20 protein-coding genes are annotated in these 19,752 nt (G+C 39.0%); all 20 read left to right on the forward strand.

Features of this window, described 5'->3' with window-relative positions; all coding sequences use genetic code 11:
* Positions 1-15: 15 nt before the first annotated feature.
* The 20 genes from ACSV5T_RS07755 (at position 16) to lptC (ending at position 19,739) form a co-directional block, all read left to right on the forward strand.
* Entirely contained in the window at positions 16-2,187 is a 2,172-nt protein-coding gene (locus ACSV5T_RS07755) for a BamA/OMP85 family outer membrane protein (protein WP_005387260.1), read from the forward strand.
* A 107-nt stretch (positions 2,188-2,294) separates the two neighbouring features.
* Complete coding sequence (locus ACSV5T_RS07760; protein WP_295232335.1) at positions 2,295-2,783, forward strand: OmpH family outer membrane protein; 489 nt, start codon at positions 2,295-2,297, stop codon at positions 2,781-2,783.
* Between the two features lie 29 nt (positions 2,784-2,812).
* Positions 2,813-3,784, forward strand: coding sequence for a hypothetical protein (locus ACSV5T_RS07765; RefSeq protein ID WP_438320722.1), 972 nt, complete (start codon positions 2,813-2,815; stop codon positions 3,782-3,784).
* An 11-nt stretch (positions 3,785-3,795) separates the two neighbouring features.
* Positions 3,796-4,326 (forward strand): OmpH family outer membrane protein, encoded by a 531-nt coding sequence (locus ACSV5T_RS07770; RefSeq protein WP_005387264.1) that lies wholly within the window; start codon positions 3,796-3,798, stop codon positions 4,324-4,326.
* A gap of 31 nt (positions 4,327-4,357) precedes the next feature.
* Positions 4,358-5,389, forward strand: coding sequence for a UDP-3-O-(3-hydroxymyristoyl)glucosamine N-acyltransferase (gene lpxD, locus ACSV5T_RS07775; protein ID WP_295823820.1), 1,032 nt, complete (start codon positions 4,358-4,360; stop codon positions 5,387-5,389).
* A gap of 6 nt (positions 5,390-5,395) precedes the next feature.
* The gene (locus tag ACSV5T_RS07780; protein WP_039969450.1) at positions 5,396-6,298 is read left to right on the forward strand and encodes a lysophospholipid acyltransferase family protein; all 903 of its coding nucleotides are present in this window, start codon (positions 5,396-5,398) and stop codon (positions 6,296-6,298) included.
* A 262-nt stretch (positions 6,299-6,560) separates the two neighbouring features.
* Positions 6,561-7,400, forward strand: coding sequence for a UDP-3-O-acyl-N-acetylglucosamine deacetylase (gene lpxC, locus ACSV5T_RS07785; protein WP_005387276.1), 840 nt, complete (start codon positions 6,561-6,563; stop codon positions 7,398-7,400).
* Positions 7,397-7,822, forward strand: coding sequence for a 3-hydroxyacyl-ACP dehydratase FabZ (gene fabZ, locus ACSV5T_RS07790; protein WP_004695477.1), 426 nt, complete (start codon positions 7,397-7,399; stop codon positions 7,820-7,822). Before lpxC ends, fabZ begins: the two co-directional genes overlap by 4 nt.
* 19 nt (positions 7,823-7,841) lie before the next feature.
* Positions 7,842-8,654 (forward strand): acyl-ACP--UDP-N-acetylglucosamine O-acyltransferase, encoded by an 813-nt coding sequence (gene lpxA, locus ACSV5T_RS07795; RefSeq protein ID WP_174683260.1) that lies wholly within the window; start codon positions 7,842-7,844, stop codon positions 8,652-8,654.
* 338 nt (positions 8,655-8,992) lie between these two features.
* Positions 8,993-9,829, forward strand: a complete 837-nt coding sequence (locus tag ACSV5T_RS07800) for an LpxI family protein (protein ID WP_005387281.1) — start codon at positions 8,993-8,995, stop codon at positions 9,827-9,829.
* Complete coding sequence (gene lpxB / locus ACSV5T_RS07805; protein ID WP_438320723.1) at positions 9,829-10,971, forward strand: lipid-A-disaccharide synthase; 1,143 nt, start codon at positions 9,829-9,831, stop codon at positions 10,969-10,971. The genes ACSV5T_RS07800 and lpxB overlap by 1 nt, the downstream gene beginning before the upstream one ends.
* On the forward strand, positions 10,964-12,694 hold the full coding sequence (locus ACSV5T_RS07810) for an ABC transporter ATP-binding protein (protein WP_005387284.1): 1,731 nt from the start codon (positions 10,964-10,966) through the stop codon (positions 12,692-12,694). Before lpxB ends, ACSV5T_RS07810 begins: the two co-directional genes overlap by 8 nt.
* Positions 12,695-12,696: 2 nt before the next feature.
* Entirely contained in the window at positions 12,697-14,001 is a 1,305-nt protein-coding gene (locus tag ACSV5T_RS07815) for a 3-deoxy-D-manno-octulosonic acid transferase (RefSeq protein ID WP_295868481.1), read from the forward strand.
* A gap of 56 nt (positions 14,002-14,057) precedes the next feature.
* Positions 14,058-15,170, forward strand: a complete 1,113-nt coding sequence (gene lpxK / locus ACSV5T_RS07820; RefSeq protein ID WP_298631883.1) for a tetraacyldisaccharide 4'-kinase — start codon at positions 14,058-14,060, stop codon at positions 15,168-15,170.
* 44 nt (positions 15,171-15,214) lie between these two features.
* Complete coding sequence (gene kdsB, locus ACSV5T_RS07825; protein WP_005387289.1) at positions 15,215-15,946, forward strand: 3-deoxy-manno-octulosonate cytidylyltransferase; 732 nt, start codon at positions 15,215-15,217, stop codon at positions 15,944-15,946.
* Positions 15,947-16,765 (forward strand): 3-deoxy-8-phosphooctulonate synthase, encoded by an 819-nt coding sequence (gene kdsA / locus ACSV5T_RS07830; RefSeq protein ID WP_438320724.1) that lies wholly within the window; start codon positions 15,947-15,949, stop codon positions 16,763-16,765.
* 12 nt (positions 16,766-16,777) lie between these two features.
* Positions 16,778-17,749, forward strand: a complete 972-nt coding sequence (locus tag ACSV5T_RS07835; RefSeq protein ID WP_060924938.1) for a KpsF/GutQ family sugar-phosphate isomerase — start codon at positions 16,778-16,780, stop codon at positions 17,747-17,749.
* Positions 17,749-18,270: a KdsC family phosphatase gene (locus ACSV5T_RS07840; RefSeq protein ID WP_227720977.1), complete on the forward strand. Its 522-nt coding sequence runs from the start codon at positions 17,749-17,751 to the stop codon at positions 18,268-18,270. Before ACSV5T_RS07835 ends, ACSV5T_RS07840 begins: the two co-directional genes overlap by 1 nt.
* 13 nt (positions 18,271-18,283) lie before the next feature.
* Positions 18,284-19,216 (forward strand): lysophospholipid acyltransferase family protein, encoded by a 933-nt coding sequence (locus ACSV5T_RS07845; RefSeq protein ID WP_039969452.1) that lies wholly within the window; start codon positions 18,284-18,286, stop codon positions 19,214-19,216.
* Positions 19,203-19,739, forward strand: coding sequence for an LPS export ABC transporter periplasmic protein LptC (lptC, locus tag ACSV5T_RS07850; protein WP_005387299.1), 537 nt, complete (start codon positions 19,203-19,205; stop codon positions 19,737-19,739). Before ACSV5T_RS07845 ends, lptC begins: the two co-directional genes overlap by 14 nt.
* Positions 19,740-19,752 lie beyond the last annotated feature (13 nt).

Below are 19,752 nucleotides of genomic sequence, written 5' to 3' on the forward strand. Positions count from 1 at the left end.
TTCTAGGAGGAATTTATGTTTAAACCAAAAGCCTATAAAAGTATGCTTGCAGCATCTGTGTTGACTGCTGTCATGGGGACAGGCAGTGTATTTGCTGCAGAGGTACAAGCTGGCTATACTCCAGATTTAAATAACACAACAACAACTAGTGCAGCAACTACTAATGATGCTACTACTACACAAGCTGTTTACAATGCTGATGCAGCTACACCTGCAACAACACAAGATGAAACTGATGCAGCTATCTTAGCAGCTCGTGGTGATACAACTGTATCTAGCGATGGTACTGTAGTTAGAGGTTCTGACGGAACGGTTACAGTCAATAATGCTGCTTTGAAAACAGATGACAAACAAGTAAAAATGGTGTCTAAAACTACTGGTGGTACTGACCTTGATAAGGCTGCTGAAAATGGCCAAACTCAAGCTGTTACAACTGTAGAAGCTCAATATGTTACATCTGCTAATGCTGAGTCTATTAATCCATATGTAGGTAAATTGATTACTGGTTTATCTATCTCTGGTGTAACAGCTGAACAACAAGCACAATTATTGCCTATCTTGACAGAAAAAATCGGCGATGCTGTATCTGTTGATGGCGTATTTAAAGACGTAACTAACCTTGGTAATACTGGTTACTTCTCTGAAGTAAACCCTGTATTTACAACAGTACCTGAAGGCGTTAAATTGGACTTTGCTGTTACAGTAAATCCGATTACTACTGGCGTGGCATTCGAAGGTAATACAGTTTATACTTCTGAAGTATTGACTAAATTCATGGATCTTCAACCAGGTCAAGTTCTTAACTCTGTATACGTAGGCCAAAAGGTTCAAGGTATCAACGCAGCATACGCTCGTGATGGCTACATGTTGGCACACGTTGATGGTATTCGCGTAGATGACCAAGGCGTGCTTCATGTTCATATCGTAGAAGGTATTGTTGAAGATATCGTTCCTGCTGGTAACAAGAAAACTCGCGATAAAGTTATTACTCGCGAATTCGTTCAAAAGAAAGGTAAACCTTTCAATAAATTCTTGGTACGCCGTTCTGTAGAACGCGTATACAACCTAGGCTTCTTTGATGATGTAAATGTTCGCATGTTGCCAGGTGATCAAGACCCTAACAATGTAATCATTGAAATCGATGTTTTGGAACATAAAACAGGTACTATTACATTAGGTGCTGGTTACTCTAAATCTGATGGTTTGATGGGTATCATTGAATTTGGTGAAGATAACTTCCGCGGTACTGGTGATAAATTCAAAGTTCACTGGGAAATCGGTGGTAAGAAAAAATACAAAAACTACCAAATCTCTTACTTGAAACCTTGGATTGATAGCAAAGGTACATCCTTGGGCTTCTCCTTCTTCAACCGTGAAGATGAATACACTGATTACAACGAAGATGGTAATGAAGTAGCTGAATATAACAAGAAATCTCGTGGTTTCAATATTTCCTTCGGTCGTCAAACAGGGGAATATACTCGTGATTACTTAACTCTTGAATCCCGTAAAGATTCTTATAAATGGGATGATGATGACAGCTCCGGCTTCCGTTATGATAAAAATGCGGGCAAAGGTAAAAATTGGAATAATGGTTCCTACAACTTTGCAAATGATAAATATGTAGATAAAAACTTTGGCCGTATCAATTCCATTACATGGCAAAAGGTATACGATTCCCGTGATAATATTTATGAACCTACACGTGGTCGTCGTATTTCTTATACAGCACAATGGGCTGGTCATGGCTTAGGCGGTGACTTCGACTTCTACAAATTCACAGCTGAAGCACGTATGTATAAAAAACTAGGTGCTAAGAATGTATTGGCATTCCGCGCGCGTGGTGGTTTTATCCAAGGTGATGCTCCTTATAGCCAATTGTTCACATTGGGTGGTGCAGACTCCTTACGTGGTTACGAAGATGATCAATTCCGTGGCAAGTATATGTACAATGCTACATTGGAATTCCGCTTCCCAATCGTTAAAAAGGTTAGTGGTGTATTGTTCACTGATATCGGTGATGCATGGGATGCACCAAATGTATCTTGGTACAACAGCAAGAAAACATTTAACTATGGCGTTGGTGCTGGTGTTCGTATTACTACACCAATTGGCCCAGTTAAACTTGATTATGGCGTGGGTAAACATAAAAATAAATTCCACTTCAGCTTCGGCACACAATTCTAATATAGTAAATGTATATGGTGGAGGCCTCTTTTCTAAAGAGGCTTTCACCAATATCTCTATATGGCATCCTTTGATGCAGTAATTTAAAGAAATGAGGGCACTCTATTATGATGCGAATGATGAACAACAAGGCGAATGTGAAAATCTTTTCCATCGTCATTGCTGCTATTTTTATTATTGGTATTGGCGCATTAGCGTATACACAAATGGCTACACCAAGCGGTAATAGTGGTAATAGTACAATTGGTGTTATCGATACATCTCGTATGATGTCTCAAGATAATCCAATTTATATCTCTGCAGCTCAGGAATACATGAGCTATCAAAGCCAATTACAACAAGAAACACAAGCTAAAATTGATGCAGCACAAGATGATGCGACTAAACAAAAGCTCGCTGAAGAAGCACGTCAAAACTTAGCAAAAAAAGATCAAGAAATTGCTAAATCTGTTCAAGATAAAGCTATGGAAGCTGCAAAAGCAGTGGGCGACGCTAAAGGTCTTAGCGTTGTTATGACTAAAGACACAGTACTATACGGTGGCGTTGATATTACAGATCAAGTATTAAAAAAACTAGCTACTGATGCAAAAAAATAAACTGTAGTTCTATGTAAGGGAGAACGACAATGAACGGGAAAAAACGATATATCGGATTTGCCATATTTCTCGTTGTTGCATTATGTGCTATGGTTTGGGCCTATGGATTTGTGACAAATCGTCAGCAGAGTCCTGATGGGGTATCAATAGGTGTTGTACGTATTGATGATGTATTAGAATTTAATCCTTCTTATGAGGATTATAAACAAGCTAAAAATGAATTGGATCTTTTGCAACGTCAATATGAATTAGAACAACAAGCTTTAAATGCCAAGTCAGAGACACAAGAGGAACAGTTGAAATCTCTTGCATTAGATTCAACCTTGTCAGATGCTCTTACGGTGGAATTGCAAACTCGTATTGCAACAAAAGAAAATGAATTGAATCAGCAATTGAATGCAAAACGAAACGAACTTACTCAAAAATATTTGTCGGAATTAAAGGTTAGTTCCAATGAATATGATCTTGAAATCGTTAATCTCCAATTAGATTTATATGCTTATGATGCTCGTGTGTATATTGATGATGCACAAAAGCAAGCAGTTATGGCAGAGAAGGCTAAGAAAGAGGAGCGATTAAAGGAATTATTAGCTAAGAGAAAACCATCGAATCTTGATGTAGACTCTATTAAGGCTAAAGTACAGGCAGAACTTGCGCCTATGCAACAAAAAGGTCAAGAAGAACTTAACCAATATGCTGCATCCTTACAAAAGGAATTGGCGGCTAAACGAGATACTATGGTTCAACAACAAGCACAATCGATCATTGCTAATAATAACTTACCTGTAGCACAGGATTGGAATGATTCTTGGGCTAAAAAGCTTTCAGATAAGGAAGCTGAAGTGAGTGCACTTCATGAAGCCATTTTAGAAGATGTTCGTATGCGTGTAGCAATTATTGCAGAGGAACAACATTTGGATTTAGTCATCATCGATGATGGTGGTAATATTAAGGGGCTTGATATTACTGATGCAGTGAAGGCGTCCTATCGAGTTCAATAAGGAGTTATATTATGAATAAACGTATTAAATCTTTAGTATTAGGTGCATCTTTAGTAGCTTCCATGGCTATTTTAGGTGGTTGTGGTTCTAATAATGTTGGTTACGTTGATAGCGTGAAAGTAGCAAATAGTACTGAAAAAGGTATTGAAATTACTAAAGAAATTAACGCTAAAAAAGCTGAACTAGATGCTAAAATTGCTGCTGCTGATGAAGCATCTAAACAAAATGTATTTAACCAAGCTAATCAAGAATTAAATGCCTTTGCAAATGCAAAAGCTCAAGAATATCGTCAATATCAAGAACAAAAAGTTGGTGAACTTGTAAAAGAGAAAAAACTTGATGTAGTTATTGAAAAAGGTGCTGTTGTAGGTGGCGGTTCTGATGTAACTGACGACTTGATCGCTAAAATGGGTAAAGCTTCTGATGACCAAATCAAGGAAGCTGAAAATGCAGCTAAAGCGCAAGAACAACAAGATGCGCAACAAAATGCTCAACAATCTGGTCAAGCTACAGCAGTTAATACTGAAGAAAGTGCACAATAATTAAGAATTATCACAGGGGGAGGAGTTTACCTTGGAAAAAACTTTACAGGAACTCGCAACATTAGTAGGCGGTCGTGTTGTAGGTGATGGCTCTATTGTTATTACTGAAACACGTAGCTTTGAACAAGCAGTAAAACAATCCATAACTTTTGCAGTAGGTGAATATGTTGAACATATTGCGTTATGCCAAGCGGGTGCTGTGATCGTTGAATCTGAAGTGAAAGATGCACCGATGGCACAAATCGTAGTCGATAATGCAAAAGCAGCATTTGCACAAGTGTTAGAACTCTTCCATCCACCTGTTGTTGTTCCTAGAGAAGTGCATAGCACAGCTATTATTGGTAAAAATGTAACAATAGGCAAAAATGTAGCTATTGGTGCCTATTGTGTAATTAATGATAATGCAGTCATTGGTGATGATGTAACAATACGTCCATATGTTTATATTGGACATAATGTGCGTATTGGTGAAGGTTCTGATATTTACGCTGGTGCTATTGTTCATGAAAATTGTATTTTAGGCAAACGCGTTGTATTACGTGCTAAAGCAGTAATTGGTGGCGAAGGCTTCGGTTTTGCTACAGAAAATGGTGTACATACACATATACCACAAGTTGGTAATGTTATTCTTGAAGATGATGTTGAAGTTGGTTCTTGTACAACTATCGACAATGCTACAATGGGCTCTACTTTAGTACGTCGTGGTACGAAGATTGACAATCTTGTTCATCTTGGTCACAATGTTGAGATTGGTGAAGATTGCTTCCTAATCGCTCAGGTTGGTATTGCCGGAAGTACTAAATGTGGTAATCATGTTATCTTTGCTGGACAAACTGGTTGTACTGGTCATATTACGATTGGTGATAATGTACAATTTGCTGGTAAAACTGGTATTACAGGTAATGTACCATCCAACTCTATTATGGCAGGCTATCCAATGAGACCTCATAAAGAATGGTTAAAATTGGCTGCTTATGAAAATCGTTTGCCAGATATGGTGAAAACTGTAAAACAATTACAAAAAGAAATTGACGCTTTGAAAGCACAGCTTAAGGAGAGCTAATAATCCATGTATAGGTTTATGAAAATCTTTAGTGCCTTTATTTGCTTATTACCTAAAGGTTTGCAATATGCTATTGGTACATTGCTTGGTGAAATTGCGTGGCTAGCGGTGCCGCCTAAACGCAAGCGCCTAGCAATCGGCCAAATTCTATTCTGTAATATTACAGATGATCCAAAAGAAGCTCGACGTATTGCGAAAGCTAGTACTACACGCTTTGGTCGCATGATTATTGATGTATTACGCTATCCAGAGATTAAGGATGGCGCATACAAAGATATGGTGGAGTTTATTAATCGAGAGTACTTAGATGATGCCTTGGAAAATGGTCGAGGTGCAATCTTAGCCGCTGTTCACAGTGGTAACTGGGAACTCCTTGGTGGTGTTCTTGCTTCGGAAGGGTATCCGTTGATTTCTGTGGCAATGAAACAGAATGGTGATGCGGACAAGTTTATCAATGAATATCGTCGTATCATGCACCAACATGTAACCTATAAAACTGGTGTACGAGAAATGATCAATGAACTTAAAAAAGGTGCTTTCTTAGGCCTTATTATGGATCAGGATCCTGGTGATGATGGTGTACTTGTTCCATTCTTTGGTTATGAAACTTTGACGGCTGCAGGTCCAGCTGTATTAGCTCGTATGCAAGATGTACCAATCATTTTTGTGACTATACATTATAGTCCGTTTTCTGAAAAATATGAGATTGAGGTACATCCGCCAATTTATGTGGAACGTACAGATGATAAAAAGCGTGATATAGCGGTTACCACAACTCTTTTAAATGAGTTTATTGAGGATTATATTCGTCGATATCCTGAAGATTGGTTCTGGCTTCACAATCGTTGGAAGTGGACACGTCGTTTCTATGGCGAACAAATTGAAACACCTCCAGATGTATTTCACTAGTTAATAAATATAAAGAGATTTTACATGCCTACTTATGTAGTATTGATTTAAATACCGCATAAATTAAGCATAGTAAAGTCTCTTTTATTTTTATGGTGTATAATACAGTATTTATAATTAAATTTATATAAATTTAATTATGTGAAAAATGCTTTCAAAATCACTGAATATATGGTAAATTTCTTGTATCACCTATGCAAATAGGGTATAATACATATTGGTGTATAGTAAACGTGAATTCAGATTATGAAAGGACTTTCTTATGAGTAAGCCACAACAAACAATTAAACAGGCTGTTTCATATCAAGGGATTGGCCTTCATAGCGGTGAACCAGTAAATATGGTTTTTAAACCTGCACCTGAAAATACAGGAATTGTGTTTGTCCGCACGGACATTGAAGGTCATCCTTCTGTGCGAGCACACATTGATAATGTGACGAACACTATGCGCGCTACTACATTGGAAAATGGTGAAGCGAAGGTTTTCACTGTAGAACATGTGATGGCTGCGTTCAGTGCTATGAATATTGATAACTGTTATATCGAGATGGATTCTCCTGAACCTCCTGTAGGTGATGGCAGTAGTGCAGTTTTTATAGGTCTCATAGAAGAGGCAGGTATTCAAGAACAAACAGCGCCACGTCATGTATATAAAGTGACACGATCTCACGCTATTTATGATGGTGATCGCTTTGTAGTTATTTTGCCATATGACGGCTATCGCATTACATTTACATCGATTAACAGCCATCCGTTACTTGGCACGCAACATTGTGATTTTGAAGTTTCGCCAGAATACTTTAAAGAACACATCAGTGCTGCTAGAACTATCGGATTTATGAAGGAATTAGAACAATTACAGGCTATGGGCCTTGCAAAAGGTGGTAACCTTGATAATGCTTTAGTTTATGATGATGAGAAGTGTTTGTCTGTACCTCGCTTTGACGACGAATTAGTTCGTCACAAAGCATTAGATGTAATGGGCGACTTATTCTTATTGGGACCAATTGAAGGTCATGTAATTGCTTTAAAATCGAGTCATGAATTAAATTCAAGATTGGCTCGCAGTATAATGGAAGAAATAAGGGAGACACAGCCATGATTCTTAATCACGAAGACATTTTAGAAATTTTACCTCATCGTTATCCTATGCTTTTGGTAGATCGCATCGTTGAGTTAGAACCAATGAAACGTGCTGTGGGCATTAAAAATGCTACATTCAACGAATTGTTCTTCCAAGGACACTTCCCAGGTAATCCAGTAATGCCAGGTGTACTATTGACTGAGGCTATTGCTCAAGTTGGTGGTATTGCATTACTATATCCTGAAGAAAATCGCGGTCTTACACCTATGTTTACAGGTATTGATAAAGTGCGTTTCCGTCACCCTGTAAAACCTGGTGATCAAGTGCGCATGGAAGTGGATATTGTTAAAATCAAAGGTAAAATGGGTAAGGTTGAAGGCCGTGCCTATGTTGGCGACAAATTGTGCGCTAGCGGTGAATACATGTTTGCCCTTGTATAATAATTGAGGAGTGATTGTAGTGATAGTTGTAGGCATGGAAAATGCAGAATCCAACATCCATAGTACAGCCATAGTCCATCCAAATGCTAAATTGGGCAAAGATGTAATCGTAGGTCCTGGCGCCGTAATCGGCGAACACGTCGAGATTGGCGATGGCACACAAATCGGTGCACATGTTGTAATTGGTGGTTGGACAACCATTGGTAAGCGTTGTGAGATTTATCCTAACGCATCTATTGGGTTGGAACCGCAAGATTTAAAATTTAAAGGCGAAAAAAGCTATTGTAATATTGGCGATGAAACGGTTATCCGTGAATTCGTAACTATTAGCCGCGCTACTGGAGAAGGTGAAGAAACACGTGTAGGCAATAATTGCTTGCTTCAAGCATGCACACATGTGGCTCATAACTGTATCGTTGGCAACAATGTGATTATGAGTAACTGTGCAGGCCTTGCTGGTCACGCTATCGTTGAAGATCGCGTAGTTATTGGTGGCCTTGCAGGTATCCATCAGTTTGTTAAAATTGGTCGCAATGCAATGGTTGGCGGTATGGCGAAGGTGGTTCAAGATATTCCACCATATGTCATTGCTGATGGTCAGCCAGCGCGTGTTATTGGCCTTAACTCTGTTGGTTTGTCTCGTGCGGGCATTTCAGAAGAAGTACGCCGAGATTTAAAACAAGCATTCCGTATTATTTATCGTTCTGGCTTTAGTTTATCTAAGGCTATTGAAGAAATGGAAATGCAACTTGATTCTTCTGTAGAAATTGAAAATTTATTACGCTTCTTACGCAATGCCGATCGTGGTATTATGCGTACACGTCGCGACTAATTCAAAAGACCTCGTACTATGTACGAGGTCTTTTTATGTACTTAATAAAATCATGCTTTTAATGGGATGTGAAATTTATAACATTAGGTCATAAATATAAAATATTTTGATAAAATATTTGAAGTTTTTTTACGTTCATAAGACGTAAAAAGAGGAATGAAAAAATTCTACTAAAATGTTGAAGAAATAGGCATAAAACATGGTGTTTTAATGGTAAAAAGTGCCTATTTATAGTACAATATATTGTATATGATTATGTCTTTTTTGAGGCATTAAGTATTGTAAATTTGTAATCACTCATTGATATATAGGCCGCAGGTCATCTAGGAGGTATAGTCTTGGCAAAGGTAGGATTGATTGCAGGCATTGGTGTTTTGCCTGTAGAATTCATGCGTGCTGCTCATGTATTAGGTCATGAGGTAGTGGTTATCGGTGTAGTTCCAGATGTAGACCCGGCTTTAAAGGCTGAGGCCGATGCCTTCTATGATATTGGTGTTGCCAAATTAGGTAAGATTTTTAAAACCTTGAAAAAAGAAGGCGTTGAAGAATTAACTATGTTAGGTAAAGTGACTAAGGAAATTCTCTTCAAAGGTCTTACATTCCCTGATTTAAAAACCTTAGGTGTTCTTAAACGCCTTAAAAATCGTAAAGATGACACTATCATGCTCGCTATCGTAGATGAAATCGAACGAGAAGGGTTTAAAGTGTTAGATCAAACTGTATACCTTAAACCATTTATGCCAAAGGTGGGGGTGCTTTCAAAAACACAGCCTACTGATGAACAATGGGCAGATATTTGCTTTGGCTTTGAACTAGCTAAGCAAATGGGTGGACTTGATATTGGTCAAACAGTAGTTGTAAAACATAAAGCGGCTATGGCTATTGAAGCTATTGAGGGCACTGATAAGTGCATTTTGCGCGGTGGTGAATTAGGTCGTGGCGATGCGGTTGTGGTTAAAACGGAAAAGCCAAATCAAGATGTTCGTTTTGATGTTCCTGCTGTAGGGATAAAAACATTAATGTCCATGATTGATAGTGGGTGTAAAGTCCTTGCTGTAGAGGCTGAAAAGACTATTTTTGTTCAACAACAAGATGTACTAGATTTGGCAAACCGTCATGGTATTGTTATCTGTGCTGTTGATCAAGAGTTTGTAGATTCCAGAAAGGATGCATAATGAAAGTCATGTTTTCTGCCGGTGAAGCATCCGGTGATACTCATGCAGCCAGTGTTGCTAATGCACTGAAAGAAATAGATCCTTCGGTTGACATGTTTGGTATGGGCGGTACCTTGATGGAACGCGCTGGTGTTCGCATCGTATATGATATTAAAAATTTAGGCGTTATTGGGATTGTAGAGATTGTAAAATCACTACCGAAATTCTTTAAACTTCGCACCTACTTAAAACGTGTCATGATGAAGGAAAAACCAGATATTCTAGTTTGTGTAGATTACCCTGGTTTTAATATGAAACTTGCAGCTGTAGCTCATGAATTGGGAATTCCCGTTCTCTATTACATTGCTCCTACGATTTGGGCATGGCATAGTAGCCGTGGCAATACAATTCGTAAGTATGTCACTAAGGTGGCATCCATATTCCCCTTTGAAGCAGAAGCGTATCGCAAATATAAATGCGATGTAGACTTTGTAGGCCATCCACTATTGGATATCGTACATCCTACGATGAGCAAAGAAGCGGCTGAGGAATACTTTGGAGCTCGTAAAGATGCTAAAAAAGTATTGCTCATGCCAGGTAGCCGTAAGCAAGAGGTACTATCCTTGCTAGATACGATGTTAAAAAGTGGCGAGCAATTGATGGCGAACCATGAGGATATTCAATTCTTCTTGCCTCGCGCACATACCATCGACCGTAGTGAATTAGAAACTTTCATCGATACTCACAAAGTGCCGGTGACGATTACAGAAGATCATACCTATGATTTGATGCAGATTTGTGATGTATGTCTAGCCGCATCAGGTACAGCTACATTAGAAACAGCTATGATGGAGTTACCAACTATTTTATTGTATCGAGTATCTCCAATTACATATGGCATTGGGAAGATGGTCGTTAATGTGACCCATGTAGGTTTGCCTAATATTGTAGCTGGCAAAGAAGTAATCCCTGAGTTATTACAAGATGCAGTGACACCTGAGGCTATTGTATCTCTTGTGGAACCTCTTCTAACTGATGTTGAACGCAATGAAGCGATGCGTAGCGAATTGCGTGAAGTACATCATAAATTAGGTGAACCAGGTGCTGTAAAGCGTGTAGCAGAGCTGGTATATAACCTCGGTAAGGAGAAATGTAATGAATAGTTATTCTAGGCTCTTATATTTTGTAAAGCCTTATTATAAGCGCATGATTTTTGCAGTGTTCTGCATGATCGTCGCAGCTGCGGCATACTTGGTAGTGCCTTGGCTTATTAAAAATGTAGTAGACCAAGTATTAGATGATAAGAATATGTTTATGTTGAACCTCATAGTAGGGTCTATCATTCTTATATTCTTAATTCGTGGCTTTGCTACGTATGGTCAAACCTATAATATGTCTTACATTGGACAACGTGTCATCATCGATGTACGGGAAGCCATCTTTAATCATCTACAAAAATTAAGCTTATCTTATTTTGATCGCCGTAAGACTGGCGTTATCATGAGTAATCTTACCAATGACGTTGCTGCACTTCAGACTGCTGTAGTTGATAATTTGATTTCTTTTATTACGGAATCTGTAACATTGATAGGTTCTCTCGTGTCTATGCTTCTAATTGATTGGAAATTGACACTTGTTACCTTTATTACAGTTCCTGTAGTGCTTGTGATTATCAATGTATTTGGTAAAAAGCTTCGTGTAGCAGGTCATGATGTACAAGGCCGTGTGGCTGATATTACAGCACTTTTACAAGAGGTAATCAGCGCTATTCGAGTAGTAAAATCATTCGCTCGTGAAGATTTTGAACGGAAGCGTTTTGAAGATGAAAATGATCGCAACTTTAAAGCTGTTATTAAAGCGACTAAGTTAACTAGCTTGTTAAGTCCAATGGTTGAGTTTTCTGCAGCCATTGCGGTGGCAGTCATCCTTTGGTATGGTGGCTATTCTGTAGTAACAGGGACTATTACAGCAGGTTCTTTAATTGCGTTCCTAATTTATGCAATCAACTTGTCTAACCCAGTTAAACGCTTGAGCCAAGTGTACGGCAATATTCAAAAAGCATTGGCTGCAGCTGATCGTGTATTTGAAATTTTAGATACTAAAACTGACGTTGTGGAAAAACCTGATGCTATTACGTTGCCATCTATCAAAGGCAATGTAGAATTTAAAGATGTTTCATTCTCTTACGATGGTGAAAAAACAGCGCTCGAAAACTTTACTTTGTCTGTTAAGGCTGGTGAAAGCGTAGCTCTTGTTGGTCCATCTGGTGCTGGTAAAACGACTCTGGCGAATTTGTTACCTCGCTTCTACGATGTAACCGGTGGCGCTATCACGATTGATGGTTATGACGTAAAAGATGTTACATTTAAATCGTTACGTGAACAAATCGGGCTTGTACCACAAGAAACTGTGTTGTTTAATGCCACAATTAAAGAGAATATCTTGTATGGTCGATTAGATGCTACTGATGAAGAAGTATATGAAGCTGCTAAGGCTGCCAATGTACTTGAATTCGTAGAAAAGATGCCTGATGGTCTCGACACAGTGGTGGGCGAGCGAGGCAGTTCCTTATCTGGTGGTCAACGTCAACGTGTAGCTATCGCACGTGCTATTTTGAAAGACCCACGTATTCTAATTCTAGATGAAGCGACATCTGCATTAGATACTGAGAGTGAAAAGCTTGTACAAGAGGCGCTAGATCGCCTTATGAAAGGGCGTACTGCATTTGTAATTGCCCATCGATTGAGCACAGTTCAAAATGCTCATCAAATTGTTGTACTTAATCAAGGCCACTTGGTAGAGCAGGGGACTCACCAAGAGCTATTAGCTGTTGATGGCGGATTGTACAATCATCTCTATTCCGTTCAATTCTCCAACAAAGGATAACCATGTACTGGATATATAACGTATTGCTCATATTTTATTGGATTGGCTTGATCCCGGTTATTCTATACCGCCTTGCCTTTGAAGATGGATTTTATGAGCGTATCAAACAGAGTGCAGGCTATATGCCAGCCTCACTACTAAAAAAAATTGAAGGACGTCGTGCTATTTGGATTCATGCTGCTTCTGTAGGGGAAATTGTAGCTACTAGTCCATTAGTGAAGGAAGTAAAAAAGGAATTTCCTGAAGCGGTTGTTGTGGTGTCTGTTGTAACTGCAACAGGCCATGCAATGGCCCATCGCATCATACCAGAGGCTGAAGGGATTATTTTCTTCCCTCTAGATTTACCGTATTTGACGCGTAAGATTTTGCAAATTATTAAACCTATTGCTATCTTGCTTGTAGAAACAGAAATTTGGCCTAACTTCTTGCGTATCGCTCAATCCGAAAATATTCCTGTTATGATGGTTAATGGTCGTATTTCTGATCGCAGTATGAAACGCTATAAATATATTAGTGCGTTCACAAAAGAAATGTTACGTTCCATTGAGCGTTTCTGTATGCAATCAAAATTCGATGCTGCACATATTGAAGTATTAGGTGCACAAACATCTGATATTACCGTAACAGGTAATATGAAATATGACCAAACGTATGCCACGGTATCAGCTGAAGAAAAACAAGCTCTTCTTGAAGAGTTTGGCTTTGGTAATAATCATCCCATCATCATTGCCGGTAGTACACATAAGGGTGAGGAAGAAACAATCTTTGAGACCTTTAAACAAGTTTTACAAGAATATCCTCAAGCGCGCTTGTTAATTGCACCACGTGAGATATATCGCGGTCATGATGTTCAAACGCTAGCGAAACGTTATGAATTGAATGCTATTTGTCGTAGCGATATGACAGAGCCAGTTCATGAAGGCATACCAGTAGTTGTTTTAGATACTATTGGTGAACTAGGTCGTTTATATAGCTTAGGGGATATTATTTTTGTAGGCGGTTCTCTTGTAAAAACTGGAGGCCATAATATTCTCGAGCCTGCCGCACATGGTAAACCAATTCTTGTAGGACCTTATATGTTTAATTTCAAAGAGATTTTCGCATTATTAAACTCTCGTCATGCTTGTGAACAAGTGAAGAATGGTAAAGAATTAACCGCTATGGTGTTGCGCTTATGTAAAGACAAAGGTTTGGCAACGGAAATGGGTCAAAATTGTCTTGATATTATTCGTGAAAATCGCGGTGCAACACAACGTAATACACAAGAGTTACGTCAACTCTTTGAAAAACACCATATTGTTCCATAAGATCGATATGATTTATTAGATTCATCTATGATATTACATAATAGGAGGAGTCACCTATGAGTGGGGAAGCATTATTCAAATCCATCGTTAGTGGTGAAAATCAATCCATATTAGGTGATATAGCTCGTTCTAGCTTGGGCTTTCTAAGTAAAGGTTACGAAAAGGCTGTATCCATACGAAATGCTCGATTTGATGCGGGCAAGGGGGTTACTAGAGTTACCGTGCCTGTTATCAGTGTTGGTAATATTACTGCCGGTGGTACTGGCAAAACGCCAATGGTGAGATTTATATGTGATGTACTCGCCCGAAAAGGACTTCATCCTACCGTACTTAGCCGTGGCTATCGAGCTGAGGACAATAAGAAAAATATCATTATTTCCAAAGATGGTACGATGTTAGTAGAGCCATCTATCAGTGGTGATGAAGCGTGGCTATTGGCTAAGGTATTACAAAAGTCCAATGTAATTATCGGCCGAGAACGGGCTCTATCGGCAAAAATTGCTATAGATGAGCTCGGAGCAGATTGTTTAGTTATGGATGATGGTTTTCAACATCGCGCATTAGCCCGAGATATTGATATCGTTCTCATTGATGCGTCTAATCCATTTGGTTATGACCATGTATTGCCTAGAGGTTTACTACGCGAACCGCTTAGTGGTTTACAACGAGCTAATATAATTATACTGACCAAGGTCGATCAAGTGGCGCCTGGTGTTGTTTCTGGAATTCGTAAGCGTCTAGCGCATATGTTACCTAATACACCTGTATATGAAACAATCCACAAGCCTCAATCTATGTATACCTTAGAAGAGTGGGCTAATGGGGAACCTGGTTCTTCTGTCGATGCGTATCAAGAGCATCGAATTATGGCAGTTAGTGGTATCGGAAATCCTCAATCCTTTACACAAACGATGACCGATATTGGGTACAATGTTGTTCATACAATGCCTTTTGGTGATCATCATAATTTTGAAAATGATGATGTCGTAGATATTTGGAAAGAGGCATTTGCTCATCAAGCAGATGCTATTTGTATCACTGAAAAAGATGCGGTGAAGTTAAGTCAGTTGCATGCAATTGAAGACTTGAAAATACCGATTCTCGTGCTATCCATAGGGATTGAGTTTGTCGCTGAAAAGCAAGAATTCATAGAAAATTTAGAGATTTAGTGTATAATAATAAGATACACGAATAACAGAAATGGGGTTTTATTGTGAAGTTTGGATGCGTTATTCCTGCTCGTTATGGTTCTACAAGATTACCAGGTAAACCATTGGCGGATATTGCGGGCAAACCAATGATTGAACGGGTTTATGCAAGGGTATCACAAGCGACAAAAACGGAATGTACTATTGTTGCTACAGATGATGATCGTGTTTATTCTGCTGTTCAAAACTTTGGGGGAGCTGTTATGATGACAGATCCTAATCACCCTACTGGAACTGACCGATTAGCAGAGGTTGCTAGTCATTATACAGACTTAGATGTCATTATTAATGTTCAAGGTGATGAACCTATGATTGAGCCAAAACTCATTGATGACTTGGCTCAACTTTTTGAAGAAGATCCAAACTTACAGATGGCAACTGTTGCGACTCCTCTCTTAGAGGATGAATACGATGAGCCATCTGCAGTAAAGGTTATTTTAAATAATCGCAATGATGCGATGTATTTTTCTCGGTCCTTAATCCCGTATCCACGTCATGATTTTGTACGTGCTCCACTAAAACATATTGGTATCTATGCATATCGTAGAGATTTCTTGCTAAATTATGCAAAGATGGAACCAACACCAGCAGAGCAAACAGAATCGTTAGAGCAATTGCGCGCTCTTGAAAATGGCTATACTATTCGTGTTATTCTTACAGATAAACGATTTATCGGTGTTGATACACCGGAAGACTTAGCTCGTGTAAATGCAATCTACGAGCAAGAGGAGAAATAAATGAAAACAGTTCAAATTAAAGATATTACAGTTGGCGGCGGCAAAGGTCTTTTCGTCCTTGCTGGGCCATGTGTTATTGAAGATTATGATCGCACATTGGCTATTGGTAAACGCGCAAAAGAAATTTGTGAACGCTTAGGTATTCCATATATCTTCAAAGCTTCTTTTGATAAGGCCAATCGCTCTAGCTACGGCTCCTTCCGTGGACCGGGTCTTGAAGAAGGTCTAAAAATCCTTGCTTCTATTAAAAAGGAACTCAATGTACCGGTGGTAAGTGATATTCACTCCATTGAGCAAATTGAACCGGCTGCTGAAGTATTGGATGTTTTACAAATTCCAGCTTTTTTATGTCGTCAAACTGACCTTGTATACGGTGCCGCTAAAACTGGTAAATGCGTAAATGTAAAAAAAGGTCAATTTATGGCGCCTAAGGATATGGAAAATGTCCTATATAAAATGAAAGAAACAGGCAATGAAAATCTTATGCTTACAGAGCGTGGATTTAGCTTTGGCTATAATAATCTCGTTGTGGATATGAGATCTTTCCCAATTATGCGTTCCTTCGACTATCCTGTAGTATTTGATGCTACACATAGTGTTCAATTACCAGGTGGTGCAGGTACAAAATCTAGCGGTAATCGTGAGTTCGTACCAAACTTGGCGCGCGCTGCTGTTGCTAGTGGTGTAGATGGTCTGTTCTTTGAAGTACATGATAATCCAGAGGAAGCATTATCCGATGGTCCAAACATGTTATACTTGGATAATTTTGAAGCTTTGCTAAAAGATTTAGTAGCTATTGATAAAATCGTAAAAGGTTAGGGGCGGTTATTTGTGACTATTTTAGAACAAGCGGCACAGGTACTTCATGAGGAAGCACGTGCTATTGAAGAATTAAGTTCTCGTTTGGATCACAATTTTGTAAATGCTGTAAATATGATTTTGGCTTGTAAGGGCCGTGTAGTATGTACTGGAATGGGTAAATCTGGTCATATTGGTCGTAAAATTGCGGCTACTTTGGCTAGTACTGGTACACCAGCACTCTTCATGCATCCTGGTGAAGGTGTGCATGGCGATTTAGGTATGATTACAGAAGATGATGTAGTATTAGCCTTCTCCAATAGTGGTGAAACAGGCGAAATCATCAGTATCTTGCCATCCTTACGTCGCATTGGTGCTAAATTAATCTGTGTTGTAGGGAAACCAGAGTCTACACTAGCTAAGAATTCTGATATTGTATTGCTAGCTGAAGTAGAACGTGAAGCTTGCCCATTGGGATTGGCGCCGACTACAAGTACTACAGTTGCATTGGCACTTGGCGATGCATTAGCAGTTTGCTTATTAGAACGCCATCACTTTACACCGGAAAACTTTGCCGTATTTCATCCGGGTGGTTCTCTTGGTCGCAAATTATTGTTGACCGTAGAAAACATTATGCATGGTGGTGAAGATAATCCAACGGTATTCAAAGGTGCAACCGTTCGAGATGCTCTCTTTGTGATGACAGAAAAAGGATTGGGAGCGACCAATGTTATTGATGAAGAAGGTCATTTGTTAGGCCTTGTTACTGATGGGGATGTTCGTCGTGGTCTAGATTCTGGCAGTAATTTCCTAGAATGGCCTGTAGAGGATATGATGACATCTATGCCTCGTACGATTACAAAGGATAAATTAGCGGCGGAAGCTCTTCATTTAATGGAGAAAAATCAACCGCGCCCTATTACTGTATTACCAGTTGTAGATACAGATAATAAATGTCTAGGCATTGTTCATATTACGGATTTATTGCGTAGAGGCATTGTATAATGAATATTCAATGGATTGTTCTTGATGTTGATGGCGTACTATCTGATGGAACTCTAATCTATACATCGAGTGGAGAAGAGCTTAAGTCTTTTTCTGTGAAAGATGGCCTCGGATTAACGGCAGCTCGAAAAGCAGGACTTAAGCTTGCAATCATTACAGCACGAATATCTCCTATGGTTGAGCGCCGTGCTAAAGAGCTTCATTTTGATGCACTGCTTATGGGGCATGCCAATAAAACAGAAGCATTAAGAAATCTCTGTAAAGAGCATCAAATCAATTTAGAGGAAATTGCCTATATGGGGGATGACTTAAATGATTTAGGGGCTCTTCAAATTGTAGGACTACCGATGGCACCCAATAATGCGGTACCGGAGGTCAAACAATTAGCTAAATTTATATCTACCGTCAATGGAGGCCACGGTGCCGTTAGAGAGGCTGTAGAATATATCTTGAAGAAACAAGGACTATGGGAAACTGTTGTAGCAGATTATGCACGAGAGGCCCATGCTCATGGACAATAAGGAGGTGGGCAGAATGAATAACGAATGGCAATACCATTTAGTTAAAGGCATTAGTTGGCTTGTTTGCCGACTGCCATACAAGCTCATTTTGCTCATAGGCGCTAGTCTAGGGCCAGTATATGGCCTCATAGCGAAGAAGCAAAAACTTAGAGGTATAAAAAATATAAAGATTGGCATGAACATGAATGATCAAGAGGCAGAACAATTAATTGAAAAATTGTTTAAGAATCTTGGCCGCAGTGTTATGGAAGTCTTATATATGCCAAATTTGACAAAGTCCTTTATCAATAAACATATTGAAATGCGAGGCGTAGAACATTTAGAAAAAGCCATCGCTGAAGATAAAGGTGTCATTGTTCTTACTGGACATGTTGGCAACTGGGAATGGATGGGGGCTGCTATGGCTGCTCATGGATATCCATCTACTACAATTGTTAAGAAACAACCTAATGCACAATTTACACGTCTCATGAATGAATATCGTGAGATGGTAGGTCTTGATGTATTTGCTAGTGGTGGCAACGAAATCGTTTCTGCTGCTAAGGCTTTAAAAAAGAAAAAATTACTTGGTTTTTTAGCTGACCAAGATGGTTATATTAATGGCTTGCCTGTTCCGTTTTTGGGGCAGGACTCTTCAGCGGTCATAGGACCAGCTACATTTGCAAAAAAATTTGGCTCTCCAGTAGTTCCAATTTTTGCATCTCGTAAGCCTGAAGGTGGTCATATTGTACATATTTTACCAGCCTTACATTATGTTGATACAGGTGATGAAGATGTAGATATGTACCGCTTGACTGAAGAATGTGTACGCGTTACAGAAGAATTTATTAAGGAACATCCAGATGAGTGGCTATGGTTCCAACATCGCTGGATGACTAAGATGGATCAAATTATTGATTATGATAAGAAGGTAGCTGCACGGGAGAGGGCACATGAAAAACAATAAAAAATTAATTGCCATTGTGGCCGCTATAGTGTTGGCTCTGATTGGTCTTATCGTATATATTATGAAAGACTCTGGTGATGTTAGTACCACTCAAAATCAGAATGGACAACTTGTTAACTTCCAAGGAGCTGACTTACAAGAGGAAAAAGATGGCAAGCTAGTGTGGGCTTTATCAGCTGAAAAGATTGAATATGACCCACGTACAAAAGCTATTGTCCTGACTAATTTAAAAGGTCTTTTCTATCAAGATGATGTAACGACAACAATTACAGCACCTCATGCCGTATTGACTGGCGATCGTAATTCCCTCGATATTGATCAAGGTGTTACAGCTACAAATACCGATGGTGCTGAGTTTAAAACCGATGCACTTCATTTTGATAATAAAACAAAAACGTTGACATCTAAATCTGCTTTTACCTATAACAGTAAAGATATAACATTAACTGGTGATAAACTTGAAGGCAACATGTCCTTGAAGAAAATTAAAGCTATTGGTAATGCAAAGTTAACGAAGAAGTAATGCGAGGAAATAT

Source organism: Veillonella sp. ZSJB6, assembly GCF_051549505.1.
GTDB lineage: Bacteria > Bacillota > Negativicutes > Veillonellales > Veillonellaceae > Veillonella.

Excerpts from the sequence above, each read along its gene's own strand:
- lpxC (WP_005387276.1), top strand. The coding sequence starts at position 6,561 with ATGAGTAAGCCACAACAAACAATTAAACAGGCTGTTTCATATCAAGGG.
- kdsA (WP_438320724.1), top strand. The coding sequence starts at position 15,947 with ATGAAAACAGTTCAAATTAAAGATATTACAGTTGGCGGCGGCAAAGGT.
- lpxB (WP_438320723.1), top strand. The coding sequence starts at position 9,829 with ATGAAAGTCATGTTTTCTGCCGGTGAAGCATCCGGTGATACTCATGCA.
- ACSV5T_RS07815 (WP_295868481.1), top strand. The coding sequence starts at position 12,697 with ATGTACTGGATATATAACGTATTGCTCATATTTTATTGGATTGGCTTG.
- ACSV5T_RS07780 (WP_039969450.1), top strand. The coding sequence starts at position 5,396 with ATGTATAGGTTTATGAAAATCTTTAGTGCCTTTATTTGCTTATTACCT.
- ACSV5T_RS07765 (WP_438320722.1), top strand. The coding sequence starts at position 2,813 with ATGAACGGGAAAAAACGATATATCGGATTTGCCATATTTCTCGTTGTT.
- lpxK (WP_298631883.1), top strand. The coding sequence starts at position 14,058 with ATGAGTGGGGAAGCATTATTCAAATCCATCGTTAGTGGTGAAAATCAA.
- fabZ (WP_004695477.1), top strand. The coding sequence starts at position 7,397 with ATGATTCTTAATCACGAAGACATTTTAGAAATTTTACCTCATCGTTAT.
- ACSV5T_RS07770 (WP_005387264.1), top strand. The coding sequence starts at position 3,796 with ATGAATAAACGTATTAAATCTTTAGTATTAGGTGCATCTTTAGTAGCT.
- ACSV5T_RS07845 (WP_039969452.1), top strand. The coding sequence starts at position 18,284 with ATGAATAACGAATGGCAATACCATTTAGTTAAAGGCATTAGTTGGCTT.
- lptC (WP_005387299.1), top strand. The coding sequence starts at position 19,203 with ATGAAAAACAATAAAAAATTAATTGCCATTGTGGCCGCTATAGTGTTG.
- ACSV5T_RS07755 (WP_005387260.1), top strand. The coding sequence starts at position 16 with ATGTTTAAACCAAAAGCCTATAAAAGTATGCTTGCAGCATCTGTGTTG.
- ACSV5T_RS07840 (WP_227720977.1), top strand. The coding sequence starts at position 17,749 with ATGAATATTCAATGGATTGTTCTTGATGTTGATGGCGTACTATCTGAT.
- ACSV5T_RS07810 (WP_005387284.1), top strand. The coding sequence starts at position 10,964 with ATGAATAGTTATTCTAGGCTCTTATATTTTGTAAAGCCTTATTATAAG.
- ACSV5T_RS07760 (WP_295232335.1), top strand. The coding sequence starts at position 2,295 with ATGATGCGAATGATGAACAACAAGGCGAATGTGAAAATCTTTTCCATC.